Source organism: Bradyrhizobium sp. RT6a (assembly GCF_040547675.1).
Taxonomy (GTDB): domain Bacteria; phylum Pseudomonadota; class Alphaproteobacteria; order Rhizobiales; family Xanthobacteraceae; genus Bradyrhizobium.
In genome coordinates this window covers 1,068,987-1,084,119 of record NZ_JBEPQC010000001.1, presented here as the reverse complement: position 1 = coordinate 1,084,119, position 15,133 = coordinate 1,068,987, and the positions used below count along the sequence as shown (strand labels likewise).

Sequence of the window (15,133 nt, the reverse complement as noted above, 5' to 3'; positions counted from 1 at the left end):
CCTCACTCCGCATCAATGGCGTCGCCTTGCACCGCCGCGAGGACACGATCGACCTCACGGCCGGACAGGCCGATGTATCGGGCCGGGTCCGCAGCCGCCTCGATCTCATGGGGCGCGATGTGGGCCGTCACGGCCGGATCTCGCGAAAGGCTCTGGGCTAGTGTCAGGCCTGAAGCGATGGCGTGCGTGCATGCCGCACCCACCATTTCGTGCGCATGATGGCGCCCGACGTGCGGAGCCAGCACCATCATGACGGCCTCGGCGGCGATGAGCCCCTGCGTCCGCCCAAGATTGGCCTGCATCGCATCGGGTCTGACGACCAATCCGCTGCAGAGGCGAACAGCGTTGTCCATGGCCCGGGAGACCAGCACGAACGCTTCCGGCAGCAACAACCATTCGGCTTGCCACGGTCCCGTCGCCCGTTCGTGGTCGTGGACCGAAGCGTCGAGCATGGCGCTTGCCAGCCGGCGCAGCGACGGTCCGGTGCTGAGAATTTGCTCGCAGATGATCGGGTTGCGCTTGTGCGGCATGGTGCTGGAGGCGCCATGGCCCTGGCCGCCTGGCTCCAGCACTTCGCCGACCTCGGTCTGCGCCATCAACACGACATCGGTCGCGATCTTGCTCAGGGTCGCGGAGATTAGCCCAAGCAGGCAAACCGTCTCGGCCAAACCATCCCGCGCGGCATGCCATGCCACCAGTGGCTCGCCGAGTCCGAGTTCGTGGGCCAGTGCAGCGCGGACGCTGTCGCCATCATCGCCGAGCGATGCGAACGTGCCGACCGCACCGCCGAACTGGACCTGCAGGACCCTTGGTTTGAGTTCGGCGAGCCGTTGCCTGTGGCGCAGCAGGCCCGACAGCCAGACGGAAACCTTGAACCCGAAGGTGATCGGGATCGCGTGTTGAAGCTTGGTCCTGCCGACCATGGGCGTATCGCGATGGGTCCGCGCCAGATCCGCAAGCGTCGATATCAGGCGCTCCAGATCGCGGTGGATGAGCTCGAGCGCGTCGCGTATCTGCATCACGAGCGCGGTGTCCATGATGTCCTGGCTCGTGGCGCCCCAATGGACGAATTCGCCATGGGGTTCGCCGGTGAGCCGGATCAACTGCTCGACCAGGTTCACGACCGGCAAGCCGGCGCGCAAAGTGCGCGCGGCCAATTCATTGAGATCGAGTAGTTCAGTACGTGCAGCGGAGGCGATCGCAGCAGCAGCATCGGCAGGAATCACGCCGAGCTGCCCTTGAACCTTCGCCAGCGCGACCTCGACCAGAAGCATGGACTCAAGTGAATTGCGCTCACTGAAAATAGCACGCATCGGGGCGGTGCTGAAGATATCGGCGAGGTGACGGCTGCTGAAGACCGTTCCGGGCTCGAAACTCAGCATGGCCGTGTCGCGATCATGGACGACCGAACGCGCGCGCGTTCAAACCAGCCGGCAAGCCTTGGTCTCTCGGAACGCCATGACAGATGCCCCGCGCGAAAATCGATATGGTCAAGTGCACAGGCGAGCCCGATGTCGCCGAGGTCGAAGCGCCGGTCATCGAGGTCGAATCGAGCTTCAATCGATGACAGCGTCCGCGAAATCGCTCGCTCCTGACGCGCAACCCAATCCGCCCAGCGCATCTCCGATGGCCTGCGCCCTTCGATAGCCCAGATGAAGGTTGCATCGATCAGGCCCTGATACAGCGCAGCGCGTCCAAGACAGAGGTGTCGTGCAGGCTGCTCGTTCGGGATCAGTCGCGAGTCGATGGTCAGACCGTGCAGGGCCTGTCCGATCGTGTCGCTCTCGGTCACAAGCGTTCCGTCGGCGAGAACGAGTGCCGGCACTTTGGAGAGCGGGTTGATGTCGGTGAAATGATGCAGCTCGAGCCAGGGGTCGACTTCGATAAACTGAATCGCGTCGTTCAATCCGAGCTCATGAATGGCGACTCTTACCTTGCGGGCGTAGGGCGACGTCTGATTCAAAAATAGCCGCATCGATCGGTATCGATCCCTCCGTCGTCGCGCCTCATTGCGCAGCCGTACGGCTTGACTTCGATCAAGCCTAGGTCACCCCCTCGTTTTGTAAAAATGCATTATTGCGATGCATGCGTTCTGAATTGGAGAACGCCGTCGAGCGCATGTGGCGCTCGGCAGCCCTCCCAGAGCAGCTGGCGGCGAATGATGAGTGTGCTCGGTGGCGGCGTCCTGGACCTACCGCCGGGCTCCCGAGGCGTTAAATTCGGTCAAGCCTTGCAAATGGCGAGGATGAGGTATACGTTGAGGCTGTTCGTTCAGCCGCTGTGCCTTGTTGAATGCGCCCGCGGGCTCCTTTTCCATAGACATCGACGAATAGAATTTGTTCTGCGTGACGATCACGCGGAACCTGCGCGTATGCGCTTTGGAGAAGAAAATGACGACAGGTACTGTGAAGTGGTTTAACGGCCAAAAGGGCTTTGGATTCATTCAGCCGAACGACGGCGGCAACGATGTGTTCGTTCACATCAGCGCGGTCGAGCGGGCTGGTCTTGCAGGTCTCGCTGAAGGCCAAAAGGTCAACTTCGAGCTCAAGACCGACAAGATGCGGGGCAAGGTCAGCGCTGAGAATCTCTCGCTGGCCTAAAGCCTTAGTGCCGTTTCACGGATGTACTGAAACGGCCATGCCACCCGCTCGATCCCAGGATTGAGCGGGTTTTGTCCGTTGCAAAGCAGGGTGAATAATGAGCGCCAAGAGACCGGCCGAACCGTCACCCGAAAGCATCGCGCGCTCTAACCGTCAGCGTTTGGCCGCTGAGGAAGGCGCCCGGGCGATGGTTGATGTTGGAAAGCAAGCCGTGGATGTTCGCAAGAACATGGCGCGGCTTCGAGAGCTGCGCGAAGCCAAGGAAGCGGCAGACGCCGCCCTTCAGGCATCGCTGCCCGCGGTCACGCCGACGAAGCGCAAGAAGAAGGTGACGCCATAGCTGCCTTCCATTGCGCCGACGACAACTCGGAGAGGACCGACCAAATGCCCAAGAGTGCGGGTCGTGCCTAGAATCAAGTCGGATGGCGGTGGTACCATCACCTTCTTTCTCGCGCTTGGCGCGGGCCGACAGATGTGCCGTCTTGCGACGACGTTCCTGACGCAGAAACAGGCTTTCAGCTATCTTCGCAAGAACCGGACGGAGCTCGAGCGGGTGGCGCGGGCGCAGCTCGCTTCTGGTGCCGTCGAAGACGGAATCGTCGTGCTATCGATGCTGTAGATCAGGCGGATTTCGGCGTCCCGCGTTCAGCGGAATCCGCGGTCGGAGCCTGGGACTGACGCTCTTATTCGGAGCCGCTTCCCGGCTTCGCCTCCCGGGCCAATCGCTCCGCTTTCAGCCGTTCGCGATTCTCGTTGAAGGAATTCTGGTCCTTCGCATAGTCGTTCATCGGCTTCTGCGTTGTCGCCGGCTTGAACGCCTTGTTGGCTTCACGCTTGGCGCGATCAGAGGATTGATCTTTCGACATTTAAGCCCTCAATTTAATCAACGAGCGTGGTCCTGGCGAGTGCCGGACGCGCCGCCGCCGTGCCTGAACTGAAAGGCCGACTTGCCACCCTCGCAAACGAAGGAGACCAGTTCTTCAGCGTGAGGCAGATCTTTGCGAGGCGTGCTGCACTCGCTGTGGAGATGACATGCTGGCATTTCCGGGCGTGCTCGCATTCCCGGGAGCACGGCGGACGAGGGAGTAACGGCCGGCCACCGCATCAGTTCCTCGCGGACCAATCTTTAATCCAGCCTTCGCGGCGCGGCAAGCGTGCCGATCGTGCGATGCAGCCCTTCCGCATCAACAAAAAGGCCGCCGAAGCCGGCGGCCTTTCGCGTCGTGAGATAAGCCCGCTTACTCCGCGGCCTGCTTCTGCGGCGGATCAAGCGCGCCGGACTTGTGGATATCGGCAACCTGATGGTCCGAGAAGCCGAGCACGGTGCGCAGGATCTCGTCGGTGTGCTCGCCAAGCAGCGGGGAGCGCTCCACATCGCTCGGGGAGTCCGACAGCTTGATCGGGTTGCCGACCGAGATGTACTTGCCCCGGGTGGGGTGGTCGACCTCGACCACGGTGCCGGTCGCGCGCAGCGACTGGTCCTCGGCGATCTCCTTCATCGACAGGATCGGTCCGCAGGGGATGTCGTCCTTGTTGAGGATTTCCATCGCCTCGAACTTCGTCTTCGTCATCGTCCACTGTTCGATGCGGCCGAAGATCTCGTTCAGGCGCGGCAGGCGGACGGCCGGCTTGGCGTAGTTAGGATCGGTCTTCCAGGAGGGCTCACCGATCACGTCGCAGATCTTCTCCCAGACCGGAGCCTGGGTGATGAAGTAGATGTAGGCGTTCGGATCGGACTCCCAGCCCTTGCACTTCAGGATGCGGCCGGGCTGGCCGCCGCCGGAATCGTTGCCGGCACGCGGCACGGCATCGCCGAACGGAATGCCTTCGCCGAACTGGCTGTATTCCTTGAGCGGACCGTGGGCGAGGCGCTGCTGGTCGCGCAGCTTGACGCGCGCGAGGTTGAGGACGCCGTCCTGCATCGCAGCCGTCACCTTCTGGCCCTTGCCGGAATGGGTGCGCTGATAGAGTGCGGTGACGATACCGAGCGCCAGATGCAGACCGGTGCCGCTGTCGCCGATCTGCGCGCCGGTCACCAGCGGCAGGCCGTCGCGGAAGCCGGTCGTGGAGGCGGCGCCGCCGGTGCACTGCGCGACGTTCTCATAGACCTTGCAGTCTTCGTACGGTCCGGGACCAAAGCCCTTGATCGAGGCGACGATCATCTTCGGGTTGATGGCCTGGATCTTCTCCCAGGGGAAGCCCATGCGGTCGAGCACGCCGGGGCCGAAGTTCTCGACCAGCACGTCGCACTTCTTGATGAGCTCGGTGAGAACTTCCTTGCCCTTGGGGTTCTTGGTGTCGAGCGTGATCGAGCGCTTGTTGTGGTTGAGCATGGTGAAATACAGGCTGTCCACGTTCGGGATGTCCTGCAGCTGGCCGCGGGTGATGTCACCCACACCCGGACGTTCCACCTTGATCACGTCGGCGCCGAACCATGCGAGCAACTGCGTGCAGGTCGGCCCGGACTGGACGTGGGTGAAGTCGAGAATGCGAACGCCCTCGAGCGCTTTTGTCATCGTGTTGCTCCTGTTACTCTTCTGTTTCCGTCATGCCCGCGAAGGCGGGCATCCAGTATTCGCTGAAGGTTCAGTTGGGCCTCAGTGCTCGCCTCAAGATGATTTGGCGATGACTGGATTCCCCGCCCGCGCGGGGAATGACCCGGCGGCTGGTTACCTCTTCTTCTGCAGAACGCTCTGCGGATTGAGATTGCCGATGCGGCCGCTCTCGGAACCGGCAGCCGGATCGATCACCGCGTTGATGAGCGTCGGCTTGCCCGAGGCCATGGCTTCGTTGACGGCGCGCTTGAGCTCGTCCGGCGAGGTCGCGTTCACGCCGACGCCGCCGAAGGCTTCCATCATCTTGTCGTAGCGGGCGCCCTTGACGAACACCGTCGTCGCCGGATCGGCATTGGCGCCGTTGACGTCGGTGCCGCGATAGATGCCGTCATTGTTGAAGATGACGACGCAGATCGGCAAATTGTAGCGGCAGATGGTTTCGACCTCCATGCCGGAGAAGCCGAAGGCCGAGTCGCCTTCGACCGCGAGCACGGGGTGGCCGGTCTCGAGAGCCGCCGCGATCGCCTGGCCCATGCCGATGCCCATCACGCCCCAGGTGCCGACGTCGAGACGCTTGCGCGGCTTGTACATGTCGATGACGCCGCGGGCGAGGTCGAGCGTGTTGGCGCCCTCGTTGACGAGGATCGCCTCGGGATGATCCTTGATGACGTTCTTCAGCACGCCGAGCGCGCCGTGATAGTCCATCGGCGACTTGTTGTTCATGAGCTTCGGCGCCATCTTGGCGACGTTCTCTTCACGCTTGGTCGAAATCGCCTTGGTCCATTCGGCCGGCGGGGTGGTCCAGCCCGAAGCCATCGCCTGGTTGAAGGCGGAGACGACCGAGCCGATGTCGCCGACGACCGGCGCGACGATCTCGACGTTGGAGTCCATTTCCCTTGGCTCGATGTCCACCTGGATGAACTTCTTGGGCGCTTCGCCCCAGTTCTTGCCCTTGCCGTGCGAGAGCAGCCAGTTCAGCCGGGCGCCGATCAGCAGCACGACGTCGGATTCCTTCAGCACCGTCGAGCGGGCGGCGCCTGCGCACTGCGGATGGGTGTCGGAGAGGAGACCCTTGGCCATGCTCATCGGCAGGAAGGGGATGCCGCTCTTCTCGACGAAGGTTTTGATCTCTTCGTCGGCCTGCGCGTAGGCCGCGCCCTTGCCGAGGATAATGAGCGGACGTTTTGCGCTCTTCAAAACATCGAGCGCGCGCTTGATCGAAGCGGGCGAGGGGATCTGCGCGGGAGCCGCGTCGATCACCTTGACCAGCGACTTCCGGCCGGCATCGGCGTTCATCACCTGGCCGAACAGTTTTGCCGGCAGGTCGAGATAGACGCCGCCCGGACGGCCGGAGACGGCGGCACGGATGGCGCGGGCAAGACCGATGCCGATGTCCTGGGCGTGCAGCACGCGATAGGCTGCCTTGCACAGCGGCTTGGCGATCGCGAGCTGGTCCATCTCTTCGTAGTCGCCCTGCTGGAGGTCGACGATCTCGCGCTCGGAGGAGCCCGAGATCAGGATCATCGGGTAGCAGTTGGTGGTGGCGTGCGCGAGCGCGGTGAGACCGTTGAGGAAGCCGGGCGCGGAGACGGTGAGGCAGATGCCGGGCTTCTTGGTGAGGTAGCCGGCGATGCCCGCCGCATAACCGGCGTTCTGCTCGTGGCGGAACGAAATCATGCGAATACCGGCCGCCTGCGCCATGCGGCCCAAATCCGTGATCGGGATGCCCGGCACATTATAGATGGTGTTGATGCCGTTCAGCTTGAGCGCGTCGATGACGAGATGAAAACCATCCGTCAATTCCTGCTCGGTGCCCGGTGCTTCGGACTTGGTCGCGGTATTCAGCATGGGCCTTGTCTCCCTGGTCTCAAGATGCCGTTTCAGGCTTTTGGGGGCGATGCCTCGCCCTTCTGGTGAACGTTGCTGGCTAGAAGAGTTCCTGGCCATGCGCCTCGACGTAAGCGGCAAGGCCAAGGGTGTGATCGCGGGCGCGCTTCTCGGCGAGTTCGGTATCGCGCGCCTCCAGGGCTTCGATCATGCCGAGATGCTCGGGTAGCGACGTCGCAGTGCGGTCCTTGCGTCCGATGGTCAGCTGCCGATAGCCACGCACGTGCAGCAGCAGGTCGTTGGTGAGATCGACCAGCACCGGTGATTCCGACAGCGAGATCAGCGCCTGGTGGAAGGCGATGTTGGCGCGCGAATATTCCTCGACGTGATCCTGGGGGAGGCGGTCCTTGCCAAAATCCTTGAAGTAGTCGCGCAGCGCCGTGATGTCTTTCTTGCGCGCTGTGGCGGTGATGAGGCGCGCCGCCATGCTCTCCAGCGCCGCCCAGGCGCGGATCATGTCCACGATCTCGCTCTTGGTCCTTCGCACCACCATGATGCCGCGGCGCGGAACCGTCTTCACGAAGCCGTCTTGCTCGAGCATCGCGATGGCTTCGCGGATCGGCGTGCGGCTCACACCCAGGCGCTCGGACAACGCGCGCTCGTCGAGCATCACCGGCTCGGGCGTCGAGTAGATGTCCATCTTGAGGATGGCTTCTTTCAAGGCGTCGTACGCCTTGTTCTTGAAGCTCGACTCCGGGGCAATACGAACGATTGCGATATCTGCCTCGGCCATGTTCGGCAACGCCTTGGTTGGTTTCCGCAGTGACACGACGAATCTCCTCCAGTGGGAGTCGTCTTTTACAGGATTATTAACGGGAAAGTTTTTGGCATACCAAATACCAAGATGTCAAGCTGCCTATTTTTTGCAGCGTTCTAAGGTGCGCGGCAGCTTGACAAGTTGGCTTCTGGCATACCAAATGCCATCGCCAGCCATTTTTGATCCGTGCCGGCGGAGTAACCTTGGCTTTATGCCACTCCGTTCCGCGACATGGAACAGAGCGCGGCGAATGGAAAGCATCACGGGCAGCCGCAACACGCGCGCGCTTTGAGAACGCAAGAACCAAGGTCAAGGGAGAGCCACATGTCCAATTCCAAAGATGCCGTCCGCAAGGTGCTTGACCAGGTCAAGGCGGACAAGCGCACCAGCCTGACCGCGCCGGAAGGCAAACTGGTCTGCGACGCCTACGGCATTGCGGTGCCGAAGGAGGGTGTGGCGAAATCGGCCGGCGAAGGCGGCAAGATGGCCGCCTCGATGGGCTTCCCAGTGGTGATGAAGATCGTCTCGCCGGACATTCTCCACAAGACCGAAGCCGGCGGCGTCATCGTCGGCCTCAAGACGGCCGAAGACGCCGAGAAGGCCTACGAGACGATCCTCTCGAACGCCAGGAAGTACAAGTCCGATGCCAAGATCGAGGGTGTCCAGGTGCAGCAGATGCTGGCCGGCGGCACCGAAGTGATCGTCGGGTCGATCACCGACGCCTCGTTCGGCAAGCTGGTTGCCTTCGGCCTCGGCGGCGTGCTGGTCGAGGTCCTGAAGGACATTACCTTCCGCCTCGCGCCCGCGACCAAGCAAGACGCGCTATCGATGCTCGACGGCATCCAGGCGCATGAGATTTTGAAGGGCGTTCGCGGCGGCGAGCCGGTGAACCGCACGGCGCTTGCGGATGTCATCGTCAAGGTCTCGCAGCTCGTCACCGATTTCCCCGAGATCGTCGAACTCGATCTCAACCCGGTGTTCGCGACGGCCAAGGACGCGATCGCGGCCGACGTCCGCATTGTCGTCGACTTCGCTTACGTGCCCAAGCCGAAGCCGCGCGCAACCGAAGAGATCGTCGCGGCCATGAGCCGCATCATGCAGCCGAAGGCGGTTGCCGTGGTCGGCGCTTCGGCTGAAGACGGCAAGATCGGCAATTCCGTGATGAAGAACCTCATCAACGGCGGCTACAAGGGCGACATCTACCCCATCCATCCCAAGGCCGCCGAGATCCTCGGCTACAAGGCGTACAAGAGCGTCAAGGACGTGCCCGGCGTGATCGACACCGCCGTGTTCGCAATTCCTGCGAAGTTCGTGGCCGCGGCGCTCACCGAATGCGGCGAGAAGAAAATTCCCGGCGCGGTTCTGATCCCGTCGGGCTTCGCGGAAGCCGGCGCGCCTGAGCTTCAGGCCGAGATCGTCGAAGTCGGCAAGAAGTACGACATCCGCCTGATGGGACCGAACATCTACGGCTTCTATTATACGCCTGCCAATCTCTGCGCGACCTTCTGCACCGCCTACGACGTCAAGGGTCACGCGGCGCTGTCCTCGCAGTCGGGCGGCATCGGTATGGCCATCATCGGCTTCTCCCGTTCGGCCAAGATGGGTGTGTCGGCGATCGTCGGCCTCGGCAACAAGTCCGATATCGACGAGGACGATCTGCTCGCCTTCTTCGAGCAGGATCCGAACACGAATCTGATCGCGCAGCACTGCGAAGACCTCAAGGACGGCCGCGCCTTTGCGGAAGCGGCAAAGCGCGTCTCCAAGAAAAAGCCGGTCATCGTGCTCAAGGCCGGCCGCACCTCGGCCGGTGCGAAGGCGGCCTCGTCGCACACCGGCGCGCTCGCCGGCAACGACAAGATCTACGAGGACGTCCTGGCGCAGTCCGGCGTGATCCGCGCCCGTAGCTTGCGGCAGTTGCTCGAGTTCGCGCGCGGCGTGCCGGTGCTGCCGACGCCGAAGGGCGAGAACGTGCTGATCATCACCGGTGCCGGCGGCTCGGGCGTGCTGCTGTCGGACTCCTGCGTCGACAACGGCCTGTCGCTGATGGCGATGCCGGCGGATCTGGATGCGGCGTTCCGCAAGTTCATCCCGCCGTTTGGCGCGGCCGGAAATCCCGTGGACATCACCGGTGGCGAGCCGCCGATCACCTACGTCAATACGGTGAAGCTCGGCCTGACGGACGAGCGCATCCATTCGCTGATCCTCGGCTACTGGCACACCATCGTCACGCCGCCGATGGTGTTCGCCCGCAACATGGTCGAGGTGAAGAAGGAGATGGAGGCCAAGGGCTTCGTGAAGCCGATCGTCGCCTCGCTCGCCGGCGACGTCGAGGTCGAGGAAGCCGCCGAATATCTCTACCAGAACGGCATCCCGGCCTATGCCTATTCGACCGAACTGCCGGTCGAGGTTCTCGGCGCCAAGTACAAATGGGCGCGCGGGGCAGGGCTGCTCTGAGCTACTACTTCACCTCTCCCCGCGCTTGCCCGCCGAAGGCTCGGCGAAGGCGGATGCGGGGAGAGGTGAGAACAGTCAGGTCGCGATGGGCAGGAACGTGATCCGGCGCAAATCGATCGAGCCTCGATCGTCATCGGAGGCCGACCACGACGCGCGAGACGGCGGCGTGCAATCCGTCGACCGCGCGCTGTCGATCCTCGAAACATTGTCCGAGGATGACGAGGGCTATCGCCTCAGCGATCTCGCTGTCCGCACCGGGCTCTCCGCCTCGACCGTGCACCGCCTGCTGGCGACGCTGGAAAGCCGCCGCTTCGTGCAATTCGACCGCGCCGAATCCAAATGGCATGTCGGCGTGCGCAGCTTCACCGTCGGCGCGAGCTTTGCCCGGCGGCGCAATTTCAGCGCCCAGGCTATTCCCTATTTGCGCAAGCTGCGTGATCTCACCCGCGAGACCGCCAATCTCGCCATGGTCGACGACGAGTTCATCATCGTGCTGACCCGCATGGAGAGCCGCGAAATCATGCGCTCGCTGACCCAGGTCGGCGGCCGCGTTCCCATGGTGACGTCGGGCGTCGGCAAGGCGGTGCTCGCAACCTATTCCGACGAGGACGTCGGCGCCGTCATCCGCCATCACGGCATGCCACGCCTGACCGAGAAGTCGATCGTGCGGCCGAGCGACCTGTTCAAGGAACTCGAAAAGATCCGCAAGCAAGGCTACGCGCTGGATGATGAAGAGGCCTGCATGGGCCTGCGCTGCGTTGCCGCGGTGGTCTACAACGACTGCGCCGAGCCGCTCGCGGCGATTTCGGTCTCCGGCATGACCAGCCGGCTGACCGATCAGAGGTTACCGGACATCGGGCAAGTCGTCCGGGATGTTGCAGCCGAACTGACGGCCGCGCTCGGCGGGGTAGTTCCGACGCCCCGCTAATCAGAAACCAGGGGTATGTCACTGGACAGTGTCGGCCGTTTTGGCTGATATGCGACCAAACGACACGATGCGGCAAATGTCCGCATGAGCCCGGAGACGTCCCATGTTTCAACTTCCCGCGCGCCTCGTCGGCGCAGCCGTCGCGCTGACCCTTGCGGCAGCCACGCCGGCCCTTGCCCAGCAGCTCGAGCTCAAGCTGATGGCACCGGCGGCGCCGGGCGGTGGCTGGGACCAGACCGCGCGCTCGATGCAGCAGGCGCTGGTCGCCGCCGGCGTCGCACGCAGCGTGCAGGTCACGAACGTTCCCGGCGCCGGCGGTAGCGTCGGCATCGCGCAGTTCGTCAACGGCGCCAAGGGTGACGGCAACCAGCTGATGGTCAACGGCTTCGTCATGGTGGGCGCGCTCGCCATGAACAAATCACCCGTCACGCTCGAGCAGGTGACGCCGATCGCGCGCCTCACCGAGGAAATCCAGGTGATCGTGGTGCCGGCAAATTCGCCGATCAAGACCGCGCAGGATCTGGCCGCAGCGGTGAAGGCCGACATCGCCAAGGTGACCTTCGCCGGCGGTTCGGCCGGCGGCGTCGATCATGTGATGGCGGCATTGTTCGCCGGCGCCGTTGGCGCCGACGCGAAGAAGATCAATTACATCCCGTTCTCGGGCGGCGGCGAGTCGCTCGCCGCCATTCTCGGCGCGAAGGTCACTGCCGGCATTTCCGGCCTCAGCGAATATGATGGGCAGATCAAGTCCGGCAAGCTGCGCGCGATCGGCGTGACCTCGGAGAAGCGCATTCCAGGCAGCGACATCCCCACCTTCAAGGAGCAGGGCATCGACCTCGTGATCGCCAACTGGCGCTCGGTGGTCGCGCCTCCCGGAATCACGCCGGAGCAGCGCAAGACGCTGAGCGACGCGGTCGAGAAGATGGTGAAGTCGGACGCCTGGAAGGACATCCTCAAGCAGAAGGGCTGGGAGGATGCCTATCTCGGCGGCGATGCCTTCGCCGATTTCCTGAAGAAGGAAACGGTACGTGTGACTGACGTGCTGAGATCAGTCGGCTTGGTCAAGTCATGACTCCGGGCGATCCCGTCCAGCCGCCGCGGCGCGTCGATCGCGCCGGCATCGTGATTGCGGCGTTGCTCGCAGGTCTTGCCGCGGTGCTGGTCTGGGACGCGCGCGGTCTGCAATCGACCACGATGTACGGGATGGGGCCGGAAGCCATGCCGGTCGTGATCGCCTCCGGCCTCGCGCTGCTCGCGATCGGCAATCTCGTTGACGCGTTGCGCGGCAGTCTGCCGGCGCGCGAGAGCGCCGATCCCGTGCCTGTGGTCCTGATCCTCGCCGGCCTTGCGCTGCTGATCGGCATCATCGGCTTCGGCGGCGGGTTCATCCTGGCAACGTCGGCGCTGTTCGTCACGACCTCGGCAGCATTTGGGCGCCGCGCCGTCCTCGTCGATTCCGCCATCGCTCTGGTGATGTCGACCCTCATTTACCTCGCGTTCGATCGGCTGTTGACGTTGAGCCTTCCGGCCGGTCCCCTGGAGCGACTGCTGTGATGGAAACTTTCGCGGCGCTGGCCCACGGCATGGCGGTCGCCGTCCAGCCAATGAATCTGCTCTACGCCCTGATCGGCGTGTTCCTCGGCACCGCCGTGGGCGTGCTGCCCGGCATCGGCCCGGCCTTGACTGTCGCGTTGCTGCTGCCGGTGACGTACAAGCTCGATCCCGGCGGTTCGCTGATCATGTTTGCCGGGATTTATTACGGCGGCATGTATGGCGGATCGACCACGGCCATCTTGATCAACACGCCCGGCGAGAGCGCCTCGATGGCGACGGCGCTCGAAGGCAACAAGATGGCCAAGGCCGGCCGCGGCGGACCGGCGCTCGCGACCTCCGCGATCGGCTCCTTCGTCGCCGGCACCATCGCCACCATCGGGCTTGCCTTTCTCGCGCCGTGGTTGGTCGATTTCGCGGTGCGCTTTGGCCCGGAGGATTATTTCGCACTGATGTGCGTCGCCTTCGTCACGGTGTCGGCAACCTTCGGCGATTCCCCGATCCGCGGCCTGACCAGCCTGTTCATTGGTCTGACGTTGGGCCTCGCCGGCATCGACAAGCTGACCGGCCAGGCGCGGCTTGCGTTCGGCGTGCCCGAGCTGCTCGACGGCGTCGAAGTGACGACGCTCGCGGTCGGCCTGTTCGCGGTGGGCGAGGCGCTCTACGTCGCATCGCGCCGCCACCACACCGAGGAGAAGCTCGAGCCGGTGCGCGGCTCGCTGTGGATGACCAAGGAAGACTGGAAGCGATCGTGGAAGCCGTGGCTGCGCGGCACCATGTTCGGCTTCCCGATCGGTGCGCTGCCCGCCGGCGGCGCGGAGATCCCGACCTTCCTGTCCTATTCCTGCGAGAAGCGGCTGACCAAACACCCCGATGAATTCGGCAAGGGCGCGATCGAAGGCGTCGCAGGACCGGAAGCCGCCAACAACGCTTCGGCTGCGGGCACGCTGGTGCCGCTCCTGACGCTGGGATTGCCGACCTCGGCGACGGCCGCGATGATGCTGGCGGGCTTCCAGCAATACGGCCTCAACCCGGGGCCGCTGCTGTTCGCCGAGCGGCCCGACCTCGTGTGGGGCCTGATCGCGAGCCTGTTCATCGCCAATTGCATGCTGCTGGTACTCAATCTGCCGCTGGTAGGCCTGTGGGTGCGGCTGCTGGCGATCCCGCAGCCGTGGCTCTATGCCGGCATCCTCGTGTTCGCGACCATGGGCACCATCGCCGCAAAGCCGTCGGTGGTTGAACTGTCGATGCTGGCCGGCTTCGGCGTGCTCGGCTTTCTGATGCGGCGGTTCGACTTTCCGATCGCGCCCGTCGTGGTCGGCCTGATCCTCGGCCCGATCGCCGAGAGCCAGCTGCGTCGCGCGCTCGCGATCAGTCTGGGCGATCCCATGACGCTGCTCCAGAGCCCGATCTCGGCGACGCTGCTTGCGCTGGCGTTGATCGCGCTGCTGGCACCCTTCGTGCTGAAAGGGATAGGACGCTTCAAGGCGAACGAGGACTAGCCACCCCGACGCGAGCGTCTTCTCGTGCTAAGTCCATCTCGTGAGGGAAAGTCATGCCGTCAGAGCTCCGTTCGCCCCGTCTCGCTGTCCTGATCGATGCCGACAATGCTTCGGCAAAGATCGCCGATGGACTGTTCGAGGAGATTGCCAAGATCGGCGAGGCCAGCGTTCGCCGCATCTACGGCGACTTCTCCAATGCCAGGTCGAGGGGCTGGGCCGACATCCTGTCGAAACACGCCATCATCCCGCAGCAGCAGTTCGCCTATACGACAGGGAAGAATGCGTCGGACATCACCCTGGTCATCGACGCGATGGACCTGCTTCACAGCGGCCGGTTCGACGGCTTTTGCCTGGTGTCGTCGGACAGCGATTTTACCCGTCTCGCCGCCCGGATCCGGGAGCAGGGCATCGATGTCTTTGGGTTCGGCGAACAGAAGACGCCGGAGAGCTTCCGGCAGGCCTGCCGAAGGTTCGTCTACACGGAGAACCTGCTTCCCGCCCCGGCGAACACCCAGGACGCCGCCTTGAGATCGACGTCGCTTCAGCCGCTCGATGCCGCAACCCCCATCATCAAGAAGGTCATCACCCAGATGGAGAGCGAGGACGGATGGGTGACGCTTGGGGAAGTCGGCCGCCAACTTGCCAATCTTGCGTCCGATTTCGATCCGAGAACGTTCGGCTTCCGCAAACTGAGTGACCTCGTGCGCAAGACGAATGCGTTCGAGATCGACGAGCAGAACGGGAGGTCGATGCGGATTCGGGTCAAGCCCGCTGCCGCAGCGGCCCCGAGACGACGGAACTCGCGCAGACCCGCGAGGTCAGGGACGGCAGGCACTTCGCCGCCTAAGGCGTAAGCAGGGCGTGCCGTTATATTTGCGCTTGCCCGGCCCGGCGCAGGG

At 63.6% G+C, this 15,133-nt stretch carries 15 protein-coding genes; 9 read left to right on the top strand and 6 right to left on the bottom strand.

Annotation, left to right across the window (positions count from 1 at the left end; translation table 11 throughout):
• Positions 1-2 precede the first annotated feature (2 nt).
• Both pcaB and ABIC03_RS05285 read right to left on the bottom strand, forming a co-directional pair.
• Positions 3-1,382, bottom strand: a complete 1,380-nt coding sequence (gene pcaB / locus ABIC03_RS05290; protein ID WP_354056116.1) for a 3-carboxy-cis,cis-muconate cycloisomerase — start codon at positions 1,380-1,382, stop codon at positions 3-5.
• The gene (locus ABIC03_RS05285) at positions 1,376-1,975 is read right to left on the bottom strand and encodes a glutathione S-transferase family protein (protein ID WP_354056115.1); all 600 of its coding nucleotides are present in this window, start codon (positions 1,973-1,975) and stop codon (positions 1,376-1,378) included. The genes pcaB and ABIC03_RS05285 overlap by 7 nt, the downstream gene beginning before the upstream one ends.
• A gap of 415 nt (positions 1,976-2,390) precedes the next feature.
• Here ABIC03_RS05285 and ABIC03_RS05280 point away from each other — a divergent pair, with 415 nt between their 5' ends.
• The 3 genes from ABIC03_RS05280 (at position 2,391) to ABIC03_RS05270 (ending at position 3,219) form a co-directional block, all read left to right on the top strand.
• A complete protein-coding gene (locus tag ABIC03_RS05280; protein WP_007593324.1) occupies positions 2,391-2,600 on the top strand; it encodes a cold-shock protein in 210 nt (69 codons plus the stop codon).
• A gap of 97 nt (positions 2,601-2,697) precedes the next feature.
• Positions 2,698-2,940, top strand: a complete 243-nt coding sequence (locus tag ABIC03_RS05275; protein WP_275167707.1) for a transcriptional regulator — start codon at positions 2,698-2,700, stop codon at positions 2,938-2,940.
• 54 nt (positions 2,941-2,994) lie between these two features.
• Entirely contained in the window at positions 2,995-3,219 is a 225-nt protein-coding gene (locus ABIC03_RS05270; protein WP_275167706.1) for a hypothetical protein, read from the top strand.
• Positions 3,220-3,283: 64 nt separating this feature from the next.
• Here ABIC03_RS05270 and ABIC03_RS05265 read toward each other — a convergent pair whose 3' ends face one another.
• The 4 genes from ABIC03_RS05265 to ABIC03_RS05250 all read right to left on the bottom strand — a co-directional run bounded on the left by ABIC03_RS05265 (position 3,284) and on the right by ABIC03_RS05250 (position 7,775).
• The gene (locus ABIC03_RS05265; protein WP_275167705.1) at positions 3,284-3,466 is read right to left on the bottom strand and encodes a hypothetical protein; all 183 of its coding nucleotides are present in this window, start codon (positions 3,464-3,466) and stop codon (positions 3,284-3,286) included.
• 372 nt (positions 3,467-3,838) lie between these two features.
• Positions 3,839-5,116, bottom strand: a complete 1,278-nt coding sequence (frc, locus tag ABIC03_RS05260) for a formyl-CoA transferase (RefSeq protein WP_354056112.1) — start codon at positions 5,114-5,116, stop codon at positions 3,839-3,841.
• Positions 5,117-5,269: 153 nt separating this feature from the next.
• The gene (oxc, locus tag ABIC03_RS05255; RefSeq protein WP_354056110.1) at positions 5,270-7,003 is read right to left on the bottom strand and encodes an oxalyl-CoA decarboxylase; all 1,734 of its coding nucleotides are present in this window, start codon (positions 7,001-7,003) and stop codon (positions 5,270-5,272) included.
• Positions 7,004-7,082: 79 nt separating this feature from the next.
• Positions 7,083-7,775, bottom strand: a complete 693-nt coding sequence (locus tag ABIC03_RS05250) for a GntR family transcriptional regulator (RefSeq protein WP_275167814.1) — start codon at positions 7,773-7,775, stop codon at positions 7,083-7,085.
• Positions 7,776-8,123: 348 nt separating this feature from the next.
• Between ABIC03_RS05250 and ABIC03_RS05245 the strand changes: the two genes are divergently transcribed.
• From ABIC03_RS05245 to ABIC03_RS05220, 6 genes are all read left to right on the top strand, one after another.
• A complete protein-coding gene (locus tag ABIC03_RS05245; protein WP_354056108.1) occupies positions 8,124-10,253 on the top strand; it encodes an acetate--CoA ligase family protein in 2,130 nt (709 codons plus the stop codon).
• Positions 10,254-10,338: 85 nt separating this feature from the next.
• Positions 10,339-11,181 (top strand): IclR family transcriptional regulator, encoded by an 843-nt coding sequence (locus ABIC03_RS05240; protein ID WP_354056106.1) that lies wholly within the window; start codon positions 10,339-10,341, stop codon positions 11,179-11,181.
• 103 nt (positions 11,182-11,284) lie between these two features.
• The gene (locus ABIC03_RS05235; protein ID WP_354056104.1) at positions 11,285-12,253 is read left to right on the top strand and encodes a Bug family tripartite tricarboxylate transporter substrate binding protein; all 969 of its coding nucleotides are present in this window, start codon (positions 11,285-11,287) and stop codon (positions 12,251-12,253) included.
• The gene (locus ABIC03_RS05230) at positions 12,250-12,735 is read left to right on the top strand and encodes a tripartite tricarboxylate transporter TctB family protein (protein ID WP_354056103.1); all 486 of its coding nucleotides are present in this window, start codon (positions 12,250-12,252) and stop codon (positions 12,733-12,735) included. Before ABIC03_RS05235 ends, ABIC03_RS05230 begins: the two co-directional genes overlap by 4 nt.
• Positions 12,735-14,234 carry a tripartite tricarboxylate transporter permease gene (locus tag ABIC03_RS05225; protein WP_354056101.1) on the top strand — a complete coding sequence of 500 codons (1,500 nt, stop codon included), beginning with the start codon at positions 12,735-12,737 and terminating at the stop codon, positions 14,232-14,234. The genes ABIC03_RS05230 and ABIC03_RS05225 overlap by 1 nt, the downstream gene beginning before the upstream one ends.
• Before the next feature lie 53 nt (positions 14,235-14,287).
• On the top strand, positions 14,288-15,088 hold the full coding sequence (locus ABIC03_RS05220) for an NYN domain-containing protein (protein ID WP_354056099.1): 801 nt from the start codon (positions 14,288-14,290) through the stop codon (positions 15,086-15,088).
• The last annotated feature ends 45 nt before the right edge of the window (positions 15,089-15,133 follow it).

What these genes read in the sequence shown, in the direction of transcription:
- pcaB (WP_354056116.1), bottom strand. Translation starts at nt 1,382, where the DNA reads ATGCTGAGTTTCGAGCCCGGAACGGTCTTCAGCAGCCGTCACCTCGCC.
- ABIC03_RS05285 (WP_354056115.1), bottom strand. Translation starts at nt 1,975, where the DNA reads ATGCGGCTATTTTTGAATCAGACGTCGCCCTACGCCCGCAAGGTAAGA.
- ABIC03_RS05280 (WP_007593324.1), top strand. Translation starts at nt 2,391, where the DNA reads ATGACGACAGGTACTGTGAAGTGGTTTAACGGCCAAAAGGGCTTTGGA.
- ABIC03_RS05275 (WP_275167707.1), top strand. Translation starts at nt 2,698, where the DNA reads ATGAGCGCCAAGAGACCGGCCGAACCGTCACCCGAAAGCATCGCGCGC.
- ABIC03_RS05265 (WP_275167705.1), bottom strand. Translation starts at nt 3,466, where the DNA reads ATGTCGAAAGATCAATCCTCTGATCGCGCCAAGCGTGAAGCCAACAAG.
- frc (WP_354056112.1), bottom strand. Translation starts at nt 5,116, where the DNA reads ATGACAAAAGCGCTCGAGGGCGTTCGCATTCTCGACTTCACCCACGTC.
- oxc (WP_354056110.1), bottom strand. Translation starts at nt 7,003, where the DNA reads ATGCTGAATACCGCGACCAAGTCCGAAGCACCGGGCACCGAGCAGGAA.
- ABIC03_RS05250 (WP_275167814.1), bottom strand. Translation starts at nt 7,775, where the DNA reads ATGGCCGAGGCAGATATCGCAATCGTTCGTATTGCCCCGGAGTCGAGC.
- ABIC03_RS05245 (WP_354056108.1), top strand. Translation starts at nt 8,124, where the DNA reads ATGTCCAATTCCAAAGATGCCGTCCGCAAGGTGCTTGACCAGGTCAAG.
- ABIC03_RS05240 (WP_354056106.1), top strand. Translation starts at nt 10,339, where the DNA reads ATGGGCAGGAACGTGATCCGGCGCAAATCGATCGAGCCTCGATCGTCA.
- ABIC03_RS05235 (WP_354056104.1), top strand. Translation starts at nt 11,285, where the DNA reads ATGTTTCAACTTCCCGCGCGCCTCGTCGGCGCAGCCGTCGCGCTGACC.
- ABIC03_RS05230 (WP_354056103.1), top strand. Translation starts at nt 12,250, where the DNA reads ATGACTCCGGGCGATCCCGTCCAGCCGCCGCGGCGCGTCGATCGCGCC.
- ABIC03_RS05225 (WP_354056101.1), top strand. Translation starts at nt 12,735, where the DNA reads ATGGAAACTTTCGCGGCGCTGGCCCACGGCATGGCGGTCGCCGTCCAG.
- ABIC03_RS05220 (WP_354056099.1), top strand. Translation starts at nt 14,288, where the DNA reads ATGCCGTCAGAGCTCCGTTCGCCCCGTCTCGCTGTCCTGATCGATGCC.